Here is a 19,104-nt window from a genome sequence, read left to right on the forward strand (position 1 = left end):
ATTATGCTGCGTATGAGCCGCCGCTTGTTGTTACGGTGATTGTTTCGCCGGCTGATAGGGCGCTTAGTAATCTCATCTCCAGGTTCATGTTGTAGTTGAGGTCGATAAACGGGTTGCCATCGCTGTCAATTTGTAGCCAGGGCAGGTTGCCCCTGTTTAACCCCGATACTATGGCCACCGAACCATTTGTACCTGCATTTGCCGGTACAGTGATAGTGCCCAAAGGGGCAACATCGCCCGATACGGAATTATGAAGCTGCAGCAGCATGTATTTTTGTGTTACCGAGGTAGATGATATAGCCAAAAAGTTGATCCTGCTGGCAGGATCGGCCGGTGCATAGGTTTGTTTTGCAGTAGTGCCATCGCTGTTTGTAAAAGTTATAGGGCGCACGCCCACTCCTTTGGTAAAGGCTACTATTTCGTTATATGATGCCATGTTATTTATAATTTGATTTTTTGAATATTTTAAGGATCACGTTTTCCTGGTTGATGCTGCCTATGCTTGTATTAACCTCGTTAATTGCTTCAACCAAATTGTTCTTTGCACCGGTAGATAGCTGTGCCTTGCTGCCAATTTCATCGGTAAACTGTGATTGTGTTACATAGTTGGCGCCCGGGGCAGGTGTTGCCTGGCTGCCCGAGGGTGTAACTAAGGCAAAACCTACTTCAACGCAGTTGACAGGTAATGATGGCTTTACCGGGTTTGATGCCGCGCTGCCCGCGATTAAAGCGATGTTGTTTGTTGCATTCGCGTAAATAAGATCGATACGGTTGTTTACACTATCTGCAGCTTCTAAAAGCAAATGGGTGTCAGTTAAGGTTTGGTAAGTGTTATCATCTATCCTCCATGAGCCGGCCGCGACCACTACCTCCCCTGCAGATACGGATAATCCTAACCCGCTGATAATACCATCCGGAGCATGTATATCAACCGCTCCTGTAACATCTATCCATTGCGTGTCAAAATCAGCATTGCTAAGTTTGCTAAGCACCTGGCCGGTTGTACCACCCGCGGCAACACCCGGGCCGGTATCACCCGGCTCTCCGGCTGCGCCTGTTTCCCCTTGTAGCCCGGCTTCCCCCTGCTCGCCCTGCAACCCAATGATGGTTACTCCGGTGCCCCATACACCTGCTGTTTTAGGGCCAAATAACTGGTAGGTATTGGTGTTTAGGTAAAAATCGCCGTCGGTGCCAGTGAGTAAGTTGGAGGGGTTGGAGGTGCCGCTTAAAATAGTTTTACCATTAGCGCCGGTTGCCCCGGTATCACCCTTGTCGCCCTTTGCACCTGGCGGCCCTGTTTGCATCGAGAATACCTGTGTCCACACACCCGCGCTTTTGTTATAAAAAATGCCGGTGTTGGTGTTGATATAGGTATCTTGATTATTACCGATACCCGGGCCCGGGATACCCTGGCCGTATAAAACCGTCCCGTCTTTTAGGCCGTCTATAGATGGTAATGTATATTTTACCAACCAGGTGCCTGATACCTTTTGTGCAAATGATCCGGCCAGGGTGTGCTCTTTTTCGGTACCGTATAAAAATGAAGGCGACGTGGTTAAGGTTTGGGTGATGGTTTCTATTTGGTTGCGCATGGGGGGCAGAGATTAGAGATTGGTGATCAAGATTAGTTGTTTGATTAAGGTATTTATTGCGGGCTATTTACTCACCCCGCGGCGCTTCGCGTGCGACCCTCTCTCCGCAAGCGGAAAGAGGGTGAGCTTCATTTTTCCTCCCCCTCTTTGCAACGCAGAGAGGGTCGACCAGCGCAGCGTAGTCGGGGTGAGTAAACTATTCAAGCGATAAGTAGCATGTTTCTCCTACATCATCTCACTATACCTCTTCTGGTATTCGGCTTCGGTTTTATTAAGCAGCAGTTTAGTGAGGATGCGTTCGTAGGGCATAGCCAGTATTTGGTTCCATTTGGTAATGTCGCCGCCGGCAAGGGAGTTTACGGTGTTGATGTATTTAAATTTCTCGAACGAATGGATGCCTGCACGCTTCTCCATAGCTGTTGCAGCAGATGCCAAAAGCCTGTTCTCTGTTTCGATAAGTTTGGATAGCTCGTAAAAAAATGTTTGGCTATGGGCAGCGCCTCCGTTACCCTTAGTTTTTTTATGGTTTCAGTAAAAGCGGCAGCGGCATATTCATCATAAACATTACCGGTTGCTGTGCAATAAAAATAGTAGGCCAGTACTTTGCAGCAGGCGGTGAGCGATGGGTTAAAATAATCCTTCCAGTTATCTTCGCCGTATATCTTTACGTGCTCGGCTATCTCATCGGCAATAACATCCCTGGCGGCCATAAAAGCGCCGGCGGGCTCTACCGACAGGTTGCTGATCACGTTAACTGTTACGTTTTTATCGCCAATTTCAAAGCTTACTTTCTTCGGGATCTCGTCGCTGTTGTATAAGTATTTGATCTGGTGCGATAACGAGAGCACGGCATCTGCAAAGGCCATAAAGTCGTTAGCATCGCGCACCGTTTTCAATTCCGCTACCGGTACACCCGACAATATACTGATGGCATCCAGATCGCCCAGTTCCTTGTTATCCTGCAAGGCAATCATTTGCCTCAGGGTAACCTCATTCAACTGTGAGGGGATGGCTACCCTCAGTTTGCCGTGTGTGGTTATAAATGTTTTTTGTATCATAATATTATTGATTGCACTGATTTGAATTTGGGTTGATTGCACCGATTGAAAGATTAAGTTGATTACACCGATTTTTTTGCGTTTCGCACTTGTTGGTGTTGTCACCAACGAGCACCTTGCAAGTACATAGCGTACAATTTTCCTAAACGTTGTTGGTGACAACATCAACAACGGCATGATGATCAATCGATCAACTCACCCCATATCCCTCTGTTCGTCAGCGGTTTTTGGGCTGCCGGCAACCTGCTTTTTAAGTTGCCGCCTGCTTTCGTGTTCAATTTGTTTAGCGCCACGTAGCGCAGCGGGTCTACAAGGTGGTTACAGGCATCTATAGGCTGGTTAAGGGTGCGGCCGTCCTTATCTGTTCGCCATTTGTATTTTTCCAGTTCCTTACGCAGGTTTACGCTGTTGCGGGTTACGTTCAACTTATAGCGTTTTAAAATATCTATGGAGTTTTTAATGCTATCGGCACCCTTTTTTGCGCCCGTAACAAACCAGCCCATCCGTTTTAGTTCTTCTATAGATTTTGGTTCGGAGCTATCGGCTATTATCTCGGTGGTTTTGCTGATGTACTGTTCCTGCAATTTGCGGGATATATCTACATTGGTGAGTTTGGTTTCATAAAATAGTTCATCTATCCAAAGCTCGCCGTTTTGCTTGTATACCAGCAGGCAGCCGGTTTGGTCGTTACTGAAACCAAAATCCAGCCCGGCTGCAATTAGTTTTGCATCCTGCGGAATAGCCTCGCATACATGCCAGTTATCAAACACCAACCCCGTTATTTTACCCGTAAGGCCGCGGGCGTAAACCTTCCAAAGTTCAAGGTCCTCGGTTTTTAGTATCTCTATTTTTGCCCTTTGCGGCTCATCAATAAAAGGGTTGTGCCGATGGTCTGATATAAATAACTGTACGCCGGGTTTGCCTATTAGCTTATCGTGCACCCAAAAACCGGTATTGGGGTTATAATCGATGTAGATTCGTTTTTTAGTACGCAGGGCAAGCTCGCTATAAACCTCCCATGTTATGCCATTGGCTTCGTTAACAAACAGGTAGTCGCGCTTGCCGCTCTTGGCATCCTGGGCGTTACCGTAGCTTTTAAACTCTATAAGGCTGCCGTTGTGGAACTCAAAGATCCTGTCGGTTTTGTTATAGTTTTTAATAAGGCGTTTTAACGTGTCAGACCCATCGTAGATCTCCTGGGCATCGCGTATCGCCCCTGATTTTAGGTTGGGTATATCCTGCCCAACCACGGTGATGATCTGCTTCCCGGCCGAAACCGCGAGGCAAAAAAGTACTTGTTCTATGGCGTAAGTTTTCCCCGAGCTTGTACCGCCCTGGTTGACCACCACATGCGCCGTAGTTTCGTAATTATGTTTAAATAGGGTAGAGGTTCTCATTATCGGTTTTTAGATGGTTTTATTGATGGAGCAAAGGCATTGTTCAATTTAGCAATACCTCTTTCTCGCTCGACGCCAGTTTGAGGCCCGGATTTACAATCTCTATCCGGATAGATTTCGGAACCTCGTTCAGCAAGGTGCCGTCTGGTTTTTCAGCCCAGCCTAAGCTTTTAAGCATAAATATGGCACCGGTTGACGATTGGTAGTGCAGTTTCTTTTCGTACTCGGCTTCAACCCTTAAGCGTGCCCGTTTAACATGGTTGGCAAACTCACCGTTGCGCTCATAGGTTTCAAACTCGTTGCGGCTGTTAAATCCAAGGAACAGCGCCAAGCCCGACAGGGTAGGTGGCTCGGGCTCAACATCCCACACTTTTTGATAGATGAGTTTCTCTTTTCCTTTAGTGGAAGGATCAGGCAGCAATTCCATGTGGAACTTGCCTTTAATAGACTCAAAATATCTGTTAATGCGAATGGTGTAACCCCGTGCAGATGTTAAGCGTTTCATAAATAATTAGGTTATGCTAATAATGCCGGTTGGCATTTGATATATACAAAGATAAGACAATTTCTTTAATATTGCAAATTATGTAAAGAAATTTCTTTACAAATTGGTTCTTGTAAATGATAAAGTCGGTGCCCTTATTTAGCTACTAATAATTTACTAATTATTGTGTTTAACTTGTTTTCAAAATCAGGCGTGTAGCCTACAAAAACGTTTGCTATTTTACCTGCTTTATCTATAAAGTAAAAAGTTGGAAACGCCGTAACGTTATACGATCTAACTACATCAGCAGCACCGATATATCCAGAATAGCTGATTTTATAGCGTTTCTCAAAATCCAGAACCGCTTTTTTACTATCTCTCGCAGTAAGGCTTGCAATAACCAACCCTTTGTTTTTATATTTTTCGTAAATAGCCTTTAGCGGATTTATTGATGCCATACAGCCCGAGCACCCGATGTAATAAAAATCCATCATCACTACTTTACCCTTTAGATCATTTAGTGATGTTTGTTTACCATTTGCATCAAATAACGTCCAGTCGGGAGCGGAGGTCCCTACAGCTAACAACGCGTTTGCGGCTTTATCCTGGCGTGGCGTAAAACCTTTTGGTATTAAGAAAAGCGAATCGTTAATATCTGTATTGTCCATTTTGTAATCAGAATACCTGGTCTCATCATAATATCCGCTCACCAATCCATTATATTTATATCTGCCTATAATGGTTACCAAACTTGGCAGGTCTGTTTGCTTATTCAGGTAGTAGTCTCTGTTTGAATATAGGTGCTCGTTATTCTCGATCGTATCATACACGTTTGCAATAATATGCGAATTGGTAACGCCATTTATAACCGTATCCCGCAACTGAGTAACTTTAAACGTTTTTTTATTGTAGCGATTCCTTAAGAATTTAAGCGTACCAATAAGCGACTGATCAAAGTTGCCTGTACCTTCGTGTGAGGGGAAAAAAGTACTATCACTAAGAGATAGAATTGTTTGATCCTTTCCATCATATAAGAGTATTCTGTTAAACGCTTCGGTTGTGTGGTTGGTTTCTAAACGGTAATGGTAACCAAAAAGCTTGTCGTTAGGCGCTTTTAGAAACGCCTCATTATTGAGTGCTATAGTAGTGTCGGCACTCATATCCCTGCGTTTGTTCACAGATTTGTAACTGAGGCTTTTATAATTCTCGATCTTGTTGATAAGGTTGTCAAAAAGAGAAATTTGCGCGTAAACTTTGCTGGTACACAACATTGTTAATATTAAAAGCGCTGGTTTAAAAATTTGTTTAACAAAGCTGGTCATTGTGGTGATAGTATGGATGTAATTGATAACCTAAGCTACAATTAATAATTAAGCCACTAAGTAGATACAAAGCGCTTTAACAAATTTTAACGCTTTATTTAAATGATAAGCCTAAATTAGTCTGATACCGCAAAGCTTCGGTCTTTTGTGTATTCATAAAACAGCCTATCCATTCAAAAAATATATCTTTGGGCAGATTTTATTCCGCAATACCCCTGATCTGCAAATGAAATTAACCTTATTACTGGTAGCCATTGTTCTTTCGCCAATGCTTATTAAAGCACAGGATAAAAGCAGCACCGTAAAACTTACCCGCACCCGCATTAATGATACCTTGGTAGTTGCCAGGCAAGATACTTCGGCTCAAAAAGATCTTTATGATGTTATCCGCTCCATTTTTAATAAAAAAGATTCGGTAGCCAACAAGGGTATTAACGTTATTGGCACAAAGCCCGTTTTTTCTGTGTTACCGGCAGTGGGCTATACGCTGCAAACAAAGCTGGCTGTAACCTTATCGGGTAATATCGCCTTCCGTATCGCGGGCAATTCGCGCATTTCTACCATATCGTCTAATTCGGCATACACGCAAAATAAGCAGATCATCATCCCGGTGCAATCCAACATCTGGACTGCGGGCGACAGGTTCAATTTTATTGGCGATTTTAAATATTACAAGTATCCGCAAAGCACCTTTGGCCTGGGCACCAATTCCAGCGCGGCAAACGAAAACCCAATGGATTACACGCTGGTGCGTTTTTACGAAACCATCCTGACCAGGATTGTAGGCAACCTGTATGCCGGGGCGGGTTTTATTTACGACAGGCATTACAACGTATCTGAACAGGGCAACCCGGATGGAAGCCCGTCCGACTATTCAAAGTACGACCCTATGCCAAGCACCACATCTGCCGGGATAACGCTTAACGCCCTGATAGATATGCGCGATAACTCCATAAACCCATCCCGCGGTTTTTACGCCGGGGTACAGTACCGGGATAATAAAGGTTTTTTGGGCAGCACCCGCCCCTGGACATCCCTTGTAATTGATGTGCGTAAGTATTACCGTTTCCCCGCATCATCCCGTAATGTTATTGCCTTTTGGAGTTATAACTGGCTGGTGCTAAACGGCAAGCCCCCATACCTAGACCTGCCCGCAAACACCTGGGACCAATACAACGGTACAGGCAGGGGCTATATACAAGGCCGCTTTAGGGGCGCCCAGATGGTTTATGCCGAAAGCGAGTACCGTTACCGCATAACAAAAAACGGTTTGCTGGGCGGCGTAGCCTTTATTAATGCCGAATCGTTTTCGGGTGCGCCGGGCACCGCTTTGCAAAAAATACAGCCTGGTTATGGCGCCGGTTTGCGCATAAAACTCAACAAGGTATCAAAAACAAATATCGCCGTTGACTATGGCTTTGGTAACCAGGGGTCTAAAGGTGTATTTGTTACCGTTGGCGAGATCTTTTAAACCTTTAACAGGGTTTAATATCCAATAATATATCATCAAAAATAAAAGATGAAATTTTAATGAAATTAGCCAACGTTTGGCATATTTAATGCGTATAATTGATAAAGTTAAAAAGTGTTAAATAAACACCATCAAAAAGATTTAAAGCGTATAATTGAAATAATTTTTATTTAACTTTAAAGCATCTATTTACCTATGGGCTTAAAACGGTTTACTAACTGGTACTTTACACTTATGCTGGCGATGTCGTCGCTGTTAGTGTCGTGCCAAAAGGATACCGGTGACCAGCAGGTAGATCAGAAAAAAATGGCACTTGGCGCCGATAGCGTTATTAAGGCAACCTCGCCAGATAATTTCCTGGCCACCGAAGGCACGCTTACCATTACCATGCAAGATTCTGTTTACACGTTTGATGCCGCGAAAGATTCGGTAGCATTTGTAAATATGAGCGTTGGCGATAACCGTTATTTTGGTATAACTGCCATTAACAAAGCGCATACGCTTAGCTTTGGGGTAAGCTCTAAAGGCGCAGCTGCCGATAGCCTTACAAAACCTGTTGCCGGCGGCCAGTTACTCATGATAGCTGATGTGATGCACACCAAACAATTTACCCTTACCCAATATGCCGAACCCGGCGACTCGGGTAAGATAAAGCTGGACAAATACCGCCAGAACGATGTGCTTGCAAAGGGCACTTTCTTTACGTTCTTATCAAAAGATGATGAGCCCAATTCTTCTCTTTACAGGGTAGAGGGCACCTTTGACCTGAAGCTTAAAAAGCAGTAATTATCATCAGTGTGTTGTAATGACACCTTATTGTAAAAAACACCTTACAAGCCTGCCATTTTGCCCCGCAACATCAAAAAATAGCCCTTTTTTGCGTATCTTTACAGAAAAACAAAAGGAGATTAATGAAAGTATTTATTGGAGGCCTTCCCTTAGAAGTAAGCGAGGCCGAACTAAATGCGGTTTTTGGAGACTTTGGGCCGGTTAAGAGCTTAAGGATCGTTAAAGACCGTGAAACAAAAGAAAGCAGGGGCTTTGGATTTGTGGAGATGGTAAACGAGGATGAGGCTAAGGAAGCTATCCGCTGCATGAATGGACAAAGCTATTATGGTAAACGTATAACAGTTAATATCGCCGAGGATAAAGGTCCTGGTTTTGGCGGTGCTGGTGGTAACAGGGGTGGCTTTAGCCGCAACTAATCCATAATATTTCTTTTAAATAAGATGAGCCCCGGACGGGGCTTTTTTTATGCTTTATAATTTGCGTGGCAGGTGCAGTATTTTGAATAAACCTGTCCTTTAGGTTATGCCGTAAATTTTATTTTTAGTAAAATTGTGTAATCCTAAATTATAATAAATTGCGCCCTTTTGGAAAAATACACCAGCTCTGGATCGGGCTCACAGGCTCGGCTCCCGAGTTCCCGTTAGAGTTTAGGATCTTCCACTCCATTTGCCTCATTGCAATTATTGCCCTCGCTTACAACGTTCCCTTCAATTACCTTATTGGCCTGCCATACATAGCGCTGCTTAGCCTGGTAACCATGGTTATTTTTTCGTTATTGTATTACTATTCGCGTTACAAAAGAAAAGTTACATCTACCATTATCATTTTTACCGTTATAGGTAACCTCTTTTTTGGTGCCAACTACATTATTAACTCGGGTACCCGGGGGCCTACAGACCTGCTGATGGGCCTTTGTATCTTTCTGGTGCTTTGTGTGGTGCCAAAAAACCAGCAAAAATTTTGGATAGCGGTTAACGTGCTTATCATAATAGGGTTGCACTTGTTAGAGTACTATCACCCGGAATGCGTGCCGAATAGCTACAACAACAGGGCCAGCCGCTTTTGGGACCTGTCGTCGGCCTATGTAGTAGTGGTTATAGTGATGTATTATACCATAACTTACTTCAGGCGCAATTACGATTACGAAAGGGGCTCGGCATCAGATAAGGCAAATGCCATAGCCGTGCAAAACAAACAGATAATAGAGCAAAACCACGAACTGGAGCGTATAAACTCCGAAAAGAACAAACTGATATCCATTATAGCGCATGACCTGCGATCGCCGCTGAGCAATATACAGAACTACCTGGAACTAATTACCGAGTATGAACTGGAAACCGCCGAGCGACGTATGGTAGAGGGCGACCTGCTTAAAGTTACCAGCCGCACCATTGATATGCTGGGGAAGCTGCTCATATGGTCTAAAGCGCAAATGGATGGCGTAAACGTTAAGCTGGGGTACGTTAGCCTGCGCGACGCCTTGTTTAATACCCTGGAGCTGGAAAAAGCGATAGCGCTTAAGAAAAACATCACACTAACATCCGAACTCGACTGGGACATACGCATTGTAGCCGATAGCGACATGCTGCAGCTGGTTATACGCAACCTGATCAGTAATTCCATTAAATTTACACAACCGGGCGGGCATATAAGCTTTAAGGCAAAACAGGTTGGCAGCGAGTGCTGGCTTATCATCCGCGATAACGGTATTGGTATAAGCAGCGAAAAACAAGCCGACCTGTTCTCGCTCCAGGCACAATCTACCTCGGGTACCTACAATGAAAAGGGAGTAGGCCTTGGCCTGCCGCTTTGTAAAGAGTTTACCGAGTTACAGGGAGGGCGTATATGGGCCGAAAGCGTGCCAGGCGAAGGTACAGCGTTCTTTGTATCTATGCCGGCGGGTTAGTAAGTCAAAAGTCAAGAGTCAAGAGTCAAGAGTCAAGAGTCAAGAGTCAAGAGTCAAACAGGATTATGTTAAGTTGGTTTACTTATTGTAATAAATGTGTGCTACAGGCAGGTATTCTTACTTTTACTTTTTAATTTTGACTTACTATGAGAGTTGGCGATAAAGTGATTTGTATTAACGATAAGATAGACCCGGATAAAAGCGAAGAGATCCGCCGCGATTTCGAGATCTGGATAACCCGGGATAAGGAATACACCATTCGCGAGATCCTCGATAATAACAATATCGTAACCGGTGTGCTGCTCGAAGAAGTGCATAACTTCCCTAAATTCTTCACGCTTATCAATCGTTACCAGGAGCCTGCCTTTGCCATATGGCGTTTCCGTAAGCTTAACTATGCCGCCGCCCCTTCCGAAGAGGTAAGCCAGGTTGAGGAGTTAGTTGAGGCTGATGAAAAACAGGAGCAATTTGTAAAGACCAAGTAAACAGACATTATATCTTAATTGCTAACCATGTCATTATGAGCGATAGCGTGGCAATCTCTTTAGTACAGTCGGCTATTAGTGCTCTGTTAGTAATGGGTTTGCTTTATTATCGTTAGTGGATGTACTTTTCTTTTTTGTCGCAAAAAAGAAAAGTACCAAAAGAAAAAACACGCGGCTTAACCGCGTCGCTGTTAAAGGGTGTAGTAAGGCACTGCCTGTGCTATCCGCAACGCGCTAAGGCCGCTTTTAGGAAGGCTAATGTTAAATTCAACGGGCTCTTTGTTTAAACAAATTTTTTCAGAATTTAATCGTAGTGATGGGTTTAAAACCCATCACTACCTTTTATGAGTGGTGGCCCAAACGTCAAAGCGGGCGGGCAGGGAGTTGGCGGGAATGCCGGTTTAGCTTTCGAACTCGCAATAGCGGGAGATAGCGTTAAGAACCGGCAGGGCGGGCGGAAGCTTCGCTTTGACTTGGCCTTTTCTTTTGGTTACTTTTCTTTGCGGCTAAGGCAAAGAAAAGTAACATCCACAGGCTCATCAATACCTACTACCTTACCTAACGAAGAAGTAGTTCGCCAATGAAATACAAGCATAAATTAATTATGTTAATAATGCTATTTGGCATAATATCTACCAGCTTTTATCCATCGCTGCCTCTGTTTCTACTAACTGCGTTAAAACAGCTTTTAACATGGCCTCGCGTGCCCATTGCTGTTCTACCAGGGTAGCGTCCTGTTTGTACCAGGTAATGGCCTCATTTATTTGCACCCGGGTTTTGTAAACAAATTGCTTGTTGGGGTGCAGGCGCTGCCCTTCGTAACTGTTCAGATTTTCGGTTGTAATTACCCTGGCGAAATTCTTAAGCGAAATATCCAGCTGCAGGCATTCGTCGAGCGAGTTTTTAAAATCCTGCTTGTCTTCCAGCCATAGGGTTAAGCATTCGTCGGTAAGGTCATGGTCCGCTATGCTGATGCGGCTGTAGTTGTAATCTACTGTGATGATTAACCACCACAGCTGGTCTTTAATTTTTTGAGCGATCTTAATCATTTTATTTAGTTATTTATAGATTGGTGATTTTAGCGTGGTTCATTCTTCAGCTTTAGCCTTTTATCTTAAAAAGCTTTCCGCTCAAACGGCGGCAGCCACCCCGGGATGTATTGTTGAATGGCGGCTATTTCCGCTCGGTATTTATTGCAGGCGGTTTGATAACCCAGGTAACGCTCGGCCAGTTCGTTGTTTTTGAGCAAGGGCTTTTTGGTTTTGTTGTTGGTGCGCAGGGCGCTGTGGGCTATGTACATATTCTATTTATTTAATTGTTCTGGAGATAAACAAATCTTTAATTCTCACTTATTAAGAAGATAGCTTATGGCTACTTTATAAAGTATATTCTTTAAATTCTGTAAGTGCTTTATTTGCTATGTTAATTTTAAGTTTTATATTAGCAATTATCAGACGAACAAATATAAAGAAATTTCTTTAATTAAATAAAGAAAAATCTGTAATTATTTTTTATTGACATGGATGAGCTTTCGAAACCGAATAAAATAAAAACAGTACGCCCTGAAACACTGGAGTTTATTATACTGTACAACCAATTGCGTGGCCGCGCTTTCAACAACAACAGCGAGCTGGCCGAGGCGCTCAACTTTAATTCGGCGAGTTCTATAACCGAGATCATTAAAAGCCGCCAGAACATCGACCCCGAGAAACTGAAGATATTTAAAGAGAAGTACGCCGAACACCTTGGCAACGGCGCGAAAAAGAATTTGGATAAACCTGTAAATGCGCAACGCGAAGAGGGGATACCCATGTATGATATAATTGCTACCGCATCGGGCGTGGAAGTATATAACGATATTAACGACTCGCAGCCTGTAGGCCGCATGAATTTCCCCGGAATAGAGGAGTGTGATTTTGCCCTGCCGGTTTGGGGGCATTCCATGTACCCATACCTGGAGAACGGCTGCTGGGTAGCCCTCAAGATCATCAACGATAAAAAGATCCTCCCCGGCGAGGTTTATTACATTGAATGGGGCGATTACCGCATGTACAAGCGCCTGCTGGCCAGCGATAACTCCGAAGAGGTAATAGCCCATTCAGACAACGTAACAGAACTGGTGGCCGGCCGTCTAAAATATGCTCCTTTTCCTATCCGCATAGATGAGATAAAAAAACTATGCCTGGTAAAGGATATACATAAAAAGCATAATCATTAATGACATCACAAGCAGCCTACATTTCGCATAACCCTTTAAAATCAGTTTACCGCACCTTAATTTATTACTCGGTTACATTAACAGCAGTTGTTCTATTTAATATCCTGCCGGGATTTAAAAGTGGACCCTGTACACCAGGATTAGATATTTTGTCGGGCTTTGTTCTGTTTCTTGGATCGATTATATTGTTAGGTGTAAATCTTATCAGGCTTAAGCTTAAAGGGCGTGCTTATTTGCCTTCGGTAATTATTCACTTTGTTGTTTTTACAGGCTGTTTGATATTTAGTTTAATTTGGGGATAGAGAACCAAAAAAATAAATCCGAGAACAAATGATGCAATCAGAAAAAATACAAGAGTTTCCTATCCAGATAAAGCCAGTGTATTTTACTATAGTTTATTATCTGATACTAATACCAGGTGTTATTTGGGTAAATACACATCGAGGTTACGGTGGAGGGCCATGCAACTTGGGTTGGGATCTTGTCTTTGGGCTGCTTCTGTTTTTTGGTTCTATCGTGCTAATGCTAATTAATTTTTTGATGGTAAAACTCAGGGGTAAACAACATCTGCCATCGGCACTTATACACCTGGTAGTTTTTGTTGGCACACTACTTTTTAGTTTAATTGCAGGTTATTAAAGGTATTAATCACTAATTCAATCAATCACTAAATCACTAACTAATGAGCATCCGTCTCGCCACTCTACAAGATATCCCTGCCATAATGGAAGTTATCCGCGAAGTTGTACCTATTATGCGCGCTGCAGGTAATTTGCAATGGGATGATACCTACCCCAATCCGCAGGTTTTTGAGCAGGACATTGCCGACGGCCAGCTTTGGGTTGCCGACGAGGACGGCACTATTGCAGGTGTTACCGCTATAACTACCGAGCAGTACCCCGAGTACGCGCAGGTAGGCCTGGATATTAATGAAGAAGCCATTGTTACGCACCGTCTGGCTGTTAGTCCGCATTTTAGGGGCAGGGGCCTGGCTGCCGATCTGCTTTACCAGGCCGAGGTAGTGGCCATAGAGCGGGGAATAGGCATCCTGCGGATAGATACCAACTCGCAGAACCATGCTACACAGCAGCTGTTCCCCAAATTGGGTTATTGTTTAAAAGGCGAAATAACATTGGAGTTTAGGCCCGGCTTAAGCTTTGTTTGTTTCGAAAAACGGCTGGAGTTGCCTACTCAAAAAACAAACTGAACGTAAACGTATGCAGCGATAATTTGCTGATAGGCGTGGCGAATGGCGTGTTATCGGCAACCAATATATTGCCAATGCTGTTAGTGAGTTTTATCTCGGGCGAGAGCTTAAAATATTCAAAGTAAATATCAAACCCAAAGCCGGCCTCGTACGATGGATAGCCGCGTACGTTGCGCAGCAGGCGCTCGGTAGGGGCGGTGTTTGGCTGATCTTTTTTAGAACCAATAGCGCCTGAGTATTTTAAGCCGCCAATAAGGTAAGCGCGGGCATTACCAAGCCTGTCTGATTTTAGTTTTAGCTGCAACGGGAAATCAACCGTGGTGGTTTGTACCGGCTTATCTACATCCTGCGTTGCATCTACATAGCCGTAAGTAACAGCCCGGTCTGCAAATACCAGCGATGGGGTTATGCGGGCTTCTAAATGCTCTGTTAAGCGGTAGCGCGTCAAAAAACCCACTGCGAAGCCCGGTTTGCTTTTAGAACTAATGCTGTTTAGCGGTGTGCTTACATTCTCACCCGTTTCGGGGTCAACAAAGGGCGTTTGCCAGTTAGGTTGCTTAATTATTTTAAAACTGTTTGATACGTATGAGAATGAAAATCCAAAACTAAGGTCGTTTTGGTCGGCCCCGCCACCCCATGCCTGCGCGCGCAGCAAATTGCTACAGGCCAAAAGCAAAATAGTGATGAAGAGGCGGCTTTTTATCATTTAACACCGGTATAAATGGAACAGATACCAAACGCTAAAGGCCGAGCTTTGGTATTTTTAAAACCCGCTTTTTGCATCAGCGCGGTAAAAGCGTCGCCATCGGGGAATGCAGCTACCGACTCGGGCAGGTAGGTGTAAGCCCTGGCGTCTTTAGAAAAAAGCTTGCCAATGCCTGGTGTTATGTAGTTAAAATAAAAGTTATAAAGCTGTTTAATAGGGAAGCCTTTGGGTTTAGAAAACTCCAGCACCACGGCCTTGCCACCCGGTTTCAGCACCCGGTGGATATCAGCCAGGCCGGTCTCTAAATTTTCGAAATTACGCACACCATACGCCACTGTAACGGCGTCAAACTCACCGGCCTCAAAAGGTAACTTTTCCGAATCGCCAAGCTTAACTTCAAACTTATCGGTAAGGCCGCGTTTGGCAATCTTTTGGTCGGCAATGTCCAGCATCCCACGGGAAATATCCACCCCAATAATTTTCTTCGGCTTCAATATCTTCAGGGCTTCAAAGGCAAAATCGCCGGTGCCGGTAGCCACATCCAGTATCAGCTGGGGCTTATCGGCCTTTAACTCGTTTATAGCCTTTTTACGCCAGATAATATCAATACCCAGCGACATAAAATGATTTAAAAAATCGTAAGTTTTAGAGATGTTGTTAAACATATCGGCCACCTGCTCTTTTTTGGTGCCCTGGTTGTCCTGGTATGGTGTTACAGTTTTGCTCATGTGTGTAGCGGCAAAGATAAGTATTGAAGTTCATACTTGACAGGAAGTTTATGGCTGATGGTTCATAGATCATAGTAGTGCAGGTTACCCACTATTGTGTATTAACCACCGACCATTAAACAATGGTTTTCAGCGCCAGCCCTACCGCGAAGGCCAAAATAAACTAAGCAGGGTGCCTACCAGTAGGTATTCGGTTTTTACTTCCGCGTTGTTGCTGTTGTAACGGAGTATGCTTTTGCTAATTAATAAGTTAGTATAAATAATCTAACTACTATAAAATTAGTATAAATAACCTAACCGATGCATTGCATCAATGCACATTATTTATATCAACAACAAATCAATCCTTTCCAATTCTTAAACAAAAATTATATCTTCACTTTTCTACAAACACTAACTAAGATACCTAATCATGAAAGAAAATCCCGAAGCATCCCGCAGGGGCTTTATCAAAAAATTGGCTACAACCGCGGCAGCGGTAACCGCCGGCAGCAGCTTACTGGCTGCCGATAAAAACAGTTTTTATTATCTTAAACAAAAGTACAACCAGTTTGGCCCTAACGACCAGGTAAACATTGCCCTTATTGGCGCGGGTGGCATGGGTACGCAAGATGCTATTGTTGCCCTGCAGGTTCCGGGTGTAAAGCTGGTTGCCGTTTGCGACTTGTACGACGGCCGCCTTAAAGAAGCTAAAACTCGTTGGGGTGCCGATATTTTTACGACTAAAATTTATAAAGAGATACTAAACCGCAAGGATATTGACGCGGTTATTATAGCCACGCCCGACCACTGGCACCAGCAAATTTCTGTTGATGCCATGCACGCGGGCAAGCATGTATATTGCGAGAAACCAATGGTACACTCGGTTGCCGAGGGCCCGGCGGTTATAAAAGCGCAGAAAGAAACCGGCAAAATCTTCCAGGTAGGTAGCCAGGGTGTATCATCCCTTGGGAACGAAAAAGCGCACGAGCTGTTAAAAAGCGGTGCTATAGGCGAATTAAACTATGCCGAAGGCTTTTGGGCGCGCCGCGCACCGGTAGAAGTATGGCAATACCCCATCCCGGATGATGCATCTACCCAAACCGTTGATTGGGAAACCTATGTAAGCAACACCCAAAAGCGCCCTTACGATTCTAAAAGGTTTTTCCGCTGGAGAAACTATACCGATTACGGTACAGGTATGGCGGGCGATCTGTTTGTGCACCTGTTTAGCAGCCTGCACTTTATTACCGACTCGATGGGGCCGAACAAAATTTACGCATCCGGCGGGTTACGTTACTGGAACGATGGCCGCGAAGTGCCCGATGTTTTATTAGGTACGTTTGATTATGGCAAAACCGCCGCGCACCCGGCATTCAACCTGTCGTTGCGCTGTAACTTTGTGGATGGCACCAGCGGCACCACGTATCTTAAACTGGTAGGCAGCGAAGGCTCTATGGATATTACCTGGGATAGCGTTACGCTGAAAAGGAACAAAGTTATACAGTCTGATGATCCTTTTTATATTGAAAAACTGCGCAAGGCCGGGCAAACTGATGCAGGCCGTAAGCACATCCTTCCTCCCGAAGAAATTACTTACAGTGCCGAAAAAGGTTATCGCGGTGGCCCTTACGATCACATGAACAACTGGATCACCGCCATACGCAACAACGGAAAGGTTACCGAAGACGCTATTTTTGGTTACCGCGCGGCAGCCCCGGCCCTGCTATGTAACGATAGTTACTACAAAAACAGCCCAATGTTTTGGGACCCTGAAAAAATGAAGATGGTTAGTAAATAAGTATCGCGCAACATGAATAAAAACTTTAAAATATTAACGCTTGCTGCCGCAATGGCTTTTGCGGGAACGCAAGGTTTTGCACAGGCAAAAAAGAAGGCGTGGGTAAACCTTTTTAACGGTAAGAATTTGAATGGCTGGCACGGCTTTAATAAAAAAGGCCGGGTACAGAACTGGGAGGTAGAAAATGGCGCGCTGGTTTGCCTGGGCGCTGTAAAAGGTACTGATACCGGCGGCGACATTGTTACCGATAAACAGTATGCCAACTTCGAGCTTACCTGGGAATGGAAAATTGACCAGGGCAGTAATAGCGGCGTATTATACCACGTTTTAGAAGGGTCAAATTACCCGGCCACTTACCTTACCGGGCCCGAGTACCAAATTATAGATGATATAGGATGGGTGCCCGATAAACTGGAGGACTGGCAAAAAACAGGCGCCGATTATGCCATGTATATCCCCAACGATCAAAAAAAGATAATGCCCGTTGGCGAATGGAATACCAGTAAAATTGTATTTAACAAAGGCCATGTAGAGCATTGGCTGAACGGTAAAAAGATAGTGGAGTTTACCGCCTGGGATGCCGACTGGCAAAAACGCAAAGCCGAAGGCAAATGGAAGGAACATCCCGAGTATGGCATGGCAAAAACAGGCCATATAGCCCTGCAGGACCACGGGCATAAGGCTTATTATAAGAACATTAAGATAAGGCAGTTGTAGGGATTGTCAGTCTTGTCGAAGACTTTTCATAGTGACGATGGTTCGACAGGCTCACCAATACAACAGAGAAACGATAAAGGCCCCGGATGTTCGGGGCCTTTATCGTTTAATAAAACTTTGGCAGCGGGTTTAACCTCGTATCCTGGCGTTGATGCCAGTAGGGGTAAATAGGGTCGCGGTCGCTGGCGGCATCCAGTTTTTTTACCTGGTCGGTGGTAAGGTTCCAGCCCACGGCGGCAAGGTTCTGTTTTAGCTGTTCCTCGTTACGGGCGCCAATAACAATGTTGGCAACGGTTGGCCTTTGCAATAGCCAGTTAATGGCTATCTGCGGTACCGATTTTCCGGTTTCTTCGGCAACCTCGTCTAATGCATCTACAATGGTATAAAGGCGTTCAAAATCTGTTACGGGGCCGTGGCTGCCACCCTGGCTGCGGCGGTTATCCTGCGGTATAGGCTGCCCGCGGCGGAACTTGCCGCCTAACTGCCCTGATGCCAGCGGGCTCCAAACAATGGTGCTCACTTTTTGATCGATACCCAGCGGCATCAGTTCCCATTCAAATTCGCGGTCTAATAGCGAGTAGTAGGCCTGGTGCCCAACATATTTGGCCCAGCCGTAACGTTCAGATACCGAAAGCGATTTCATTAAGTGCCACCCTGAAAAGTTGGATGCTGCTACATAGCGCACCTTGCCGCTGCTGATCAGGTCGTCGAGCGCGCGCAGGGTTTCTTCAACCGGGGTGTTGCCGTCAAAGCCATGCATGTGGTAAATATCAATATGGTCGGTTTTTAAGCGGCGCAGGCTATCCTCTGCCGATTTAATGAGGTGATACCTTGATGAACCAAAATCATTTGGGCCGTCGCCCATTTTAAAGGTGGCTTTGGTAGATATTAAAACTTTATCGCGCAGGCCTTCCAGCGCCTGGCCCAAAATCTCTTCAGAGATACCGCCCGAGTATACGTCGGCAGTATCAAACAGGTTTACACCCGCGTCAAGGCAAAGGTGAATCAGCTTTTTCGCGTCATCCAGCTGTGTATTGCCCCAGGCCTTAAAAAACTCGCCCGAGCCCCCAAAGGTGGCCGTTCCGAAACTTAGTACCGGCACGTGTAAGCCCGATCCACCTAATTGTCTGTATTCCATAGTATAATGTTTTTGCAGTGTTATATAATGTTAATATCCAAATTTCACGGATAGTTTTAAAGAATGTATCATGTTAATAACATAATTTCCCTGAAAGTGGCTATCG

The 19,104-nt window shown here is 44.6% G+C and carries 24 protein-coding genes; 12 read left to right on the forward strand and 12 right to left on the reverse strand.

Translation table 11 applies throughout. From position 1 onward, the window contains the following. Position 1 precedes the first annotated feature (1 nt). The 7 genes from ACFQZI_RS10095 to ACFQZI_RS10125 all read right to left on the reverse strand — a co-directional run bounded on the left by ACFQZI_RS10095 (position 2) and on the right by ACFQZI_RS10125 (position 5,853). The gene (locus tag ACFQZI_RS10095) at positions 2–436 is read right to left on the reverse strand and encodes a hypothetical protein (RefSeq protein WP_377142018.1); all 435 of its coding nucleotides are present in this window, start codon (positions 434–436) and stop codon (positions 2–4) included. Position 437: 1 nt separating this feature from the next. Then, on the reverse strand, positions 438–1,592 hold the full coding sequence (locus tag ACFQZI_RS10100; RefSeq protein ID WP_377142020.1) for a collagen-like triple helix repeat-containing protein: 1,155 nt from the start codon (positions 1,590–1,592) through the stop codon (positions 438–440). Positions 1,593–1,817: 225 nt separating this feature from the next. Continuing rightward, the gene (locus ACFQZI_RS10105; RefSeq protein WP_377142023.1) at positions 1,818–2,006 is read right to left on the reverse strand and encodes a hypothetical protein; all 189 of its coding nucleotides are present in this window, start codon (positions 2,004–2,006) and stop codon (positions 1,818–1,820) included. Next, complete coding sequence (locus tag ACFQZI_RS10110) at positions 1,949–2,650, reverse strand: hypothetical protein (RefSeq protein WP_377142025.1); 702 nt, start codon at positions 2,648–2,650, stop codon at positions 1,949–1,951. Before ACFQZI_RS10110 ends, ACFQZI_RS10105 begins: the two co-directional genes overlap by 58 nt. A gap of 182 nt (positions 2,651–2,832) precedes the next feature. Beyond that, complete coding sequence (locus ACFQZI_RS10115) at positions 2,833–4,047, reverse strand: PBSX family phage terminase large subunit (RefSeq protein WP_377142028.1); 1,215 nt, start codon at positions 4,045–4,047, stop codon at positions 2,833–2,835. 43 nt (positions 4,048–4,090) lie between these two features. Further along, a complete protein-coding gene (locus tag ACFQZI_RS10120; RefSeq protein ID WP_377142031.1) occupies positions 4,091–4,552 on the reverse strand; it encodes a terminase small subunit in 462 nt (153 codons plus the stop codon). Positions 4,553–4,686: 134 nt separating this feature from the next. After that, positions 4,687–5,853 (reverse strand): TlpA family protein disulfide reductase, encoded by a 1,167-nt coding sequence (locus ACFQZI_RS10125; protein WP_377142035.1) that lies wholly within the window; start codon positions 5,851–5,853, stop codon positions 4,687–4,689. Positions 5,854–6,079: 226 nt separating this feature from the next. Between ACFQZI_RS10125 and ACFQZI_RS10130 the strand changes: the two genes are divergently transcribed. From ACFQZI_RS10130 to ACFQZI_RS10155, 6 genes are all read left to right on the forward strand, one after another. After that, the gene (locus ACFQZI_RS10130; protein WP_377142038.1) at positions 6,080–7,324 is read left to right on the forward strand and encodes a BamA/TamA family outer membrane protein; all 1,245 of its coding nucleotides are present in this window, start codon (positions 6,080–6,082) and stop codon (positions 7,322–7,324) included. A 195-nt stretch (positions 7,325–7,519) separates the two neighbouring features. Next, positions 7,520–8,110: a hypothetical protein gene (locus ACFQZI_RS10135; protein WP_377142041.1), complete on the forward strand. Its 591-nt coding sequence runs from the start codon at positions 7,520–7,522 to the stop codon at positions 8,108–8,110. Between the two features lie 125 nt (positions 8,111–8,235). Beyond that, positions 8,236–8,529: an RNA recognition motif domain-containing protein gene (locus ACFQZI_RS10140; protein WP_252758139.1), complete on the forward strand. Its 294-nt coding sequence runs from the start codon at positions 8,236–8,238 to the stop codon at positions 8,527–8,529. A gap of 158 nt (positions 8,530–8,687) precedes the next feature. Then, entirely contained in the window at positions 8,688–10,019 is a 1,332-nt protein-coding gene (locus ACFQZI_RS10145) for a sensor histidine kinase (RefSeq protein ID WP_377142045.1), read from the forward strand. A gap of 146 nt (positions 10,020–10,165) precedes the next feature. Then, positions 10,166–10,504 carry a hypothetical protein gene (locus ACFQZI_RS10150; protein WP_377142048.1) on the forward strand — a complete coding sequence of 113 codons (339 nt, stop codon included), beginning with the start codon at positions 10,166–10,168 and terminating at the stop codon, positions 10,502–10,504. Between the two features lie 344 nt (positions 10,505–10,848). Further along, positions 10,849–11,088, forward strand: a complete 240-nt coding sequence (locus ACFQZI_RS10155; RefSeq protein WP_377142051.1) for a hypothetical protein — start codon at positions 10,849–10,851, stop codon at positions 11,086–11,088. Between the two features lie 48 nt (positions 11,089–11,136). On the opposite strand, the gene ACFQZI_RS10160 is transcribed toward ACFQZI_RS10155, so the two are convergent. Further along, complete coding sequence (locus ACFQZI_RS10160) at positions 11,137–11,553, reverse strand: hypothetical protein (RefSeq protein ID WP_377142054.1); 417 nt, start codon at positions 11,551–11,553, stop codon at positions 11,137–11,139. A gap of 65 nt (positions 11,554–11,618) precedes the next feature. Beyond that, positions 11,619–11,804, reverse strand: coding sequence for a hypothetical protein (locus ACFQZI_RS10165; RefSeq protein ID WP_377142057.1), 186 nt, complete (start codon positions 11,802–11,804; stop codon positions 11,619–11,621). A 219-nt stretch (positions 11,805–12,023) separates the two neighbouring features. Here ACFQZI_RS10165 and ACFQZI_RS10170 point away from each other — a divergent pair, with 219 nt between their 5' ends. Genes ACFQZI_RS10170 through ACFQZI_RS10185 form a run of 4 tightly spaced genes read left to right on the forward strand, consistent with a single transcriptional unit; the run spans position 12,024 to position 13,929 of the window. Beyond that, the gene (locus ACFQZI_RS10170) at positions 12,024–12,722 is read left to right on the forward strand and encodes a S24 family peptidase (protein ID WP_377142060.1); all 699 of its coding nucleotides are present in this window, start codon (positions 12,024–12,026) and stop codon (positions 12,720–12,722) included. Continuing rightward, positions 12,722–13,024 (forward strand): hypothetical protein, encoded by a 303-nt coding sequence (locus ACFQZI_RS10175; RefSeq protein WP_377142063.1) that lies wholly within the window; start codon positions 12,722–12,724, stop codon positions 13,022–13,024. The genes ACFQZI_RS10170 and ACFQZI_RS10175 overlap by 1 nt, the downstream gene beginning before the upstream one ends. 28 nt (positions 13,025–13,052) lie before the next feature. Next, positions 13,053–13,361, forward strand: a complete 309-nt coding sequence (locus ACFQZI_RS10180) for a hypothetical protein (protein WP_377142066.1) — start codon at positions 13,053–13,055, stop codon at positions 13,359–13,361. Positions 13,362–13,404: 43 nt separating this feature from the next. Then, positions 13,405–13,929 (forward strand): GNAT family N-acetyltransferase, encoded by a 525-nt coding sequence (locus ACFQZI_RS10185; RefSeq protein ID WP_377142067.1) that lies wholly within the window; start codon positions 13,405–13,407, stop codon positions 13,927–13,929. On the opposite strand, the gene porT is transcribed toward ACFQZI_RS10185, so the two are convergent. Both porT and ubiE read right to left on the reverse strand, forming a co-directional pair. Next, positions 13,910–14,635, reverse strand: a complete 726-nt coding sequence (gene porT, locus ACFQZI_RS10190; protein WP_377142070.1) for a type IX secretion/gliding motility protein PorT/SprT — start codon at positions 14,633–14,635, stop codon at positions 13,910–13,912. The two genes, ACFQZI_RS10185 and porT, sit on opposite strands and share 20 nt — an antisense overlap. Further along, positions 14,632–15,363 carry a bifunctional demethylmenaquinone methyltransferase/2-methoxy-6-polyprenyl-1,4-benzoquinol methylase UbiE gene (ubiE, locus tag ACFQZI_RS10195; protein ID WP_377142073.1) on the reverse strand — a complete coding sequence of 244 codons (732 nt, stop codon included), beginning with the start codon at positions 15,361–15,363 and terminating at the stop codon, positions 14,632–14,634. Before ubiE ends, porT begins: the two co-directional genes overlap by 4 nt. 412 nt (positions 15,364–15,775) lie before the next feature. Here ubiE and ACFQZI_RS10200 point away from each other — a divergent pair, with 412 nt between their 5' ends. Then, positions 15,776–17,143, forward strand: coding sequence for a Gfo/Idh/MocA family protein (locus ACFQZI_RS10200; protein WP_377142076.1), 1,368 nt, complete (start codon positions 15,776–15,778; stop codon positions 17,141–17,143). Between the two features lie 12 nt (positions 17,144–17,155). Further along, the gene (locus tag ACFQZI_RS10205) at positions 17,156–17,860 is read left to right on the forward strand and encodes a 3-keto-disaccharide hydrolase (protein WP_377142079.1); all 705 of its coding nucleotides are present in this window, start codon (positions 17,156–17,158) and stop codon (positions 17,858–17,860) included. 106 nt (positions 17,861–17,966) lie between these two features. Here ACFQZI_RS10205 and ACFQZI_RS10210 read toward each other — a convergent pair whose 3' ends face one another. Beyond that, on the reverse strand, positions 17,967–18,998 hold the full coding sequence (locus ACFQZI_RS10210) for an aldo/keto reductase (protein WP_377142081.1): 1,032 nt from the start codon (positions 18,996–18,998) through the stop codon (positions 17,967–17,969). Positions 18,999–19,104 lie beyond the last annotated feature (106 nt).

It is taken from the genome of Mucilaginibacter lutimaris, from assembly GCF_042676625.1.
GTDB lineage: Bacteria > Bacteroidota > Bacteroidia > Sphingobacteriales > Sphingobacteriaceae > Mucilaginibacter > Mucilaginibacter lutimaris.

Bases quoted from the DNA above. Each gene is read 5' to 3' on its own strand.
- ACFQZI_RS10095 (WP_377142018.1), bottom strand. From the start codon at position 436: ATGGCATCATATAACGAAATAGTAGCCTTTACCAAAGGAGTGGGCGTG.
- ACFQZI_RS10185 (WP_377142067.1), top strand. From the start codon at position 13,405: ATGAGCATCCGTCTCGCCACTCTACAAGATATCCCTGCCATAATGGAA.
- ACFQZI_RS10140 (WP_252758139.1), top strand. From the start codon at position 8,236: ATGAAAGTATTTATTGGAGGCCTTCCCTTAGAAGTAAGCGAGGCCGAA.
- ACFQZI_RS10110 (WP_377142025.1), bottom strand. From the start codon at position 2,650: ATGATACAAAAAACATTTATAACCACACACGGCAAACTGAGGGTAGCC.
- porT (WP_377142070.1), bottom strand. From the start codon at position 14,635: ATGATAAAAAGCCGCCTCTTCATCACTATTTTGCTTTTGGCCTGTAGC.
- ACFQZI_RS10100 (WP_377142020.1), bottom strand. From the start codon at position 1,592: ATGCGCAACCAAATAGAAACCATCACCCAAACCTTAACCACGTCGCCT.
- ACFQZI_RS10135 (WP_377142041.1), top strand. From the start codon at position 7,520: ATGGGCTTAAAACGGTTTACTAACTGGTACTTTACACTTATGCTGGCG.
- ACFQZI_RS10180 (WP_377142066.1), top strand. From the start codon at position 13,053: ATGATGCAATCAGAAAAAATACAAGAGTTTCCTATCCAGATAAAGCCA.
- ACFQZI_RS10130 (WP_377142038.1), top strand. From the start codon at position 6,080: ATGAAATTAACCTTATTACTGGTAGCCATTGTTCTTTCGCCAATGCTT.
- ACFQZI_RS10115 (WP_377142028.1), bottom strand. From the start codon at position 4,047: ATGAGAACCTCTACCCTATTTAAACATAATTACGAAACTACGGCGCAT.
- ACFQZI_RS10120 (WP_377142031.1), bottom strand. From the start codon at position 4,552: ATGAAACGCTTAACATCTGCACGGGGTTACACCATTCGCATTAACAGA.
- ACFQZI_RS10155 (WP_377142051.1), top strand. From the start codon at position 10,849: ATGAGTGGTGGCCCAAACGTCAAAGCGGGCGGGCAGGGAGTTGGCGGG.
- ACFQZI_RS10200 (WP_377142076.1), top strand. From the start codon at position 15,776: ATGAAAGAAAATCCCGAAGCATCCCGCAGGGGCTTTATCAAAAAATTG.
- ACFQZI_RS10160 (WP_377142054.1), bottom strand. From the start codon at position 11,553: ATGATTAAGATCGCTCAAAAAATTAAAGACCAGCTGTGGTGGTTAATC.
- ACFQZI_RS10105 (WP_377142023.1), bottom strand. From the start codon at position 2,006: ATGGAGAAGCGTGCAGGCATCCATTCGTTCGAGAAATTTAAATACATC.
- ACFQZI_RS10165 (WP_377142057.1), bottom strand. From the start codon at position 11,804: ATGTACATAGCCCACAGCGCCCTGCGCACCAACAACAAAACCAAAAAG.
- ACFQZI_RS10150 (WP_377142048.1), top strand. From the start codon at position 10,166: ATGAGAGTTGGCGATAAAGTGATTTGTATTAACGATAAGATAGACCCG.
- ACFQZI_RS10175 (WP_377142063.1), top strand. From the start codon at position 12,722: ATGACATCACAAGCAGCCTACATTTCGCATAACCCTTTAAAATCAGTT.
- ACFQZI_RS10210 (WP_377142081.1), bottom strand. From the start codon at position 18,998: ATGGAATACAGACAATTAGGTGGATCGGGCTTACACGTGCCGGTACTA.
- ACFQZI_RS10205 (WP_377142079.1), top strand. From the start codon at position 17,156: ATGAATAAAAACTTTAAAATATTAACGCTTGCTGCCGCAATGGCTTTT.
- ACFQZI_RS10170 (WP_377142060.1), top strand. From the start codon at position 12,024: ATGGATGAGCTTTCGAAACCGAATAAAATAAAAACAGTACGCCCTGAA.
- ACFQZI_RS10125 (WP_377142035.1), bottom strand. From the start codon at position 5,853: ATGACCAGCTTTGTTAAACAAATTTTTAAACCAGCGCTTTTAATATTA.
- ubiE (WP_377142073.1), bottom strand. From the start codon at position 15,363: ATGAGCAAAACTGTAACACCATACCAGGACAACCAGGGCACCAAAAAA.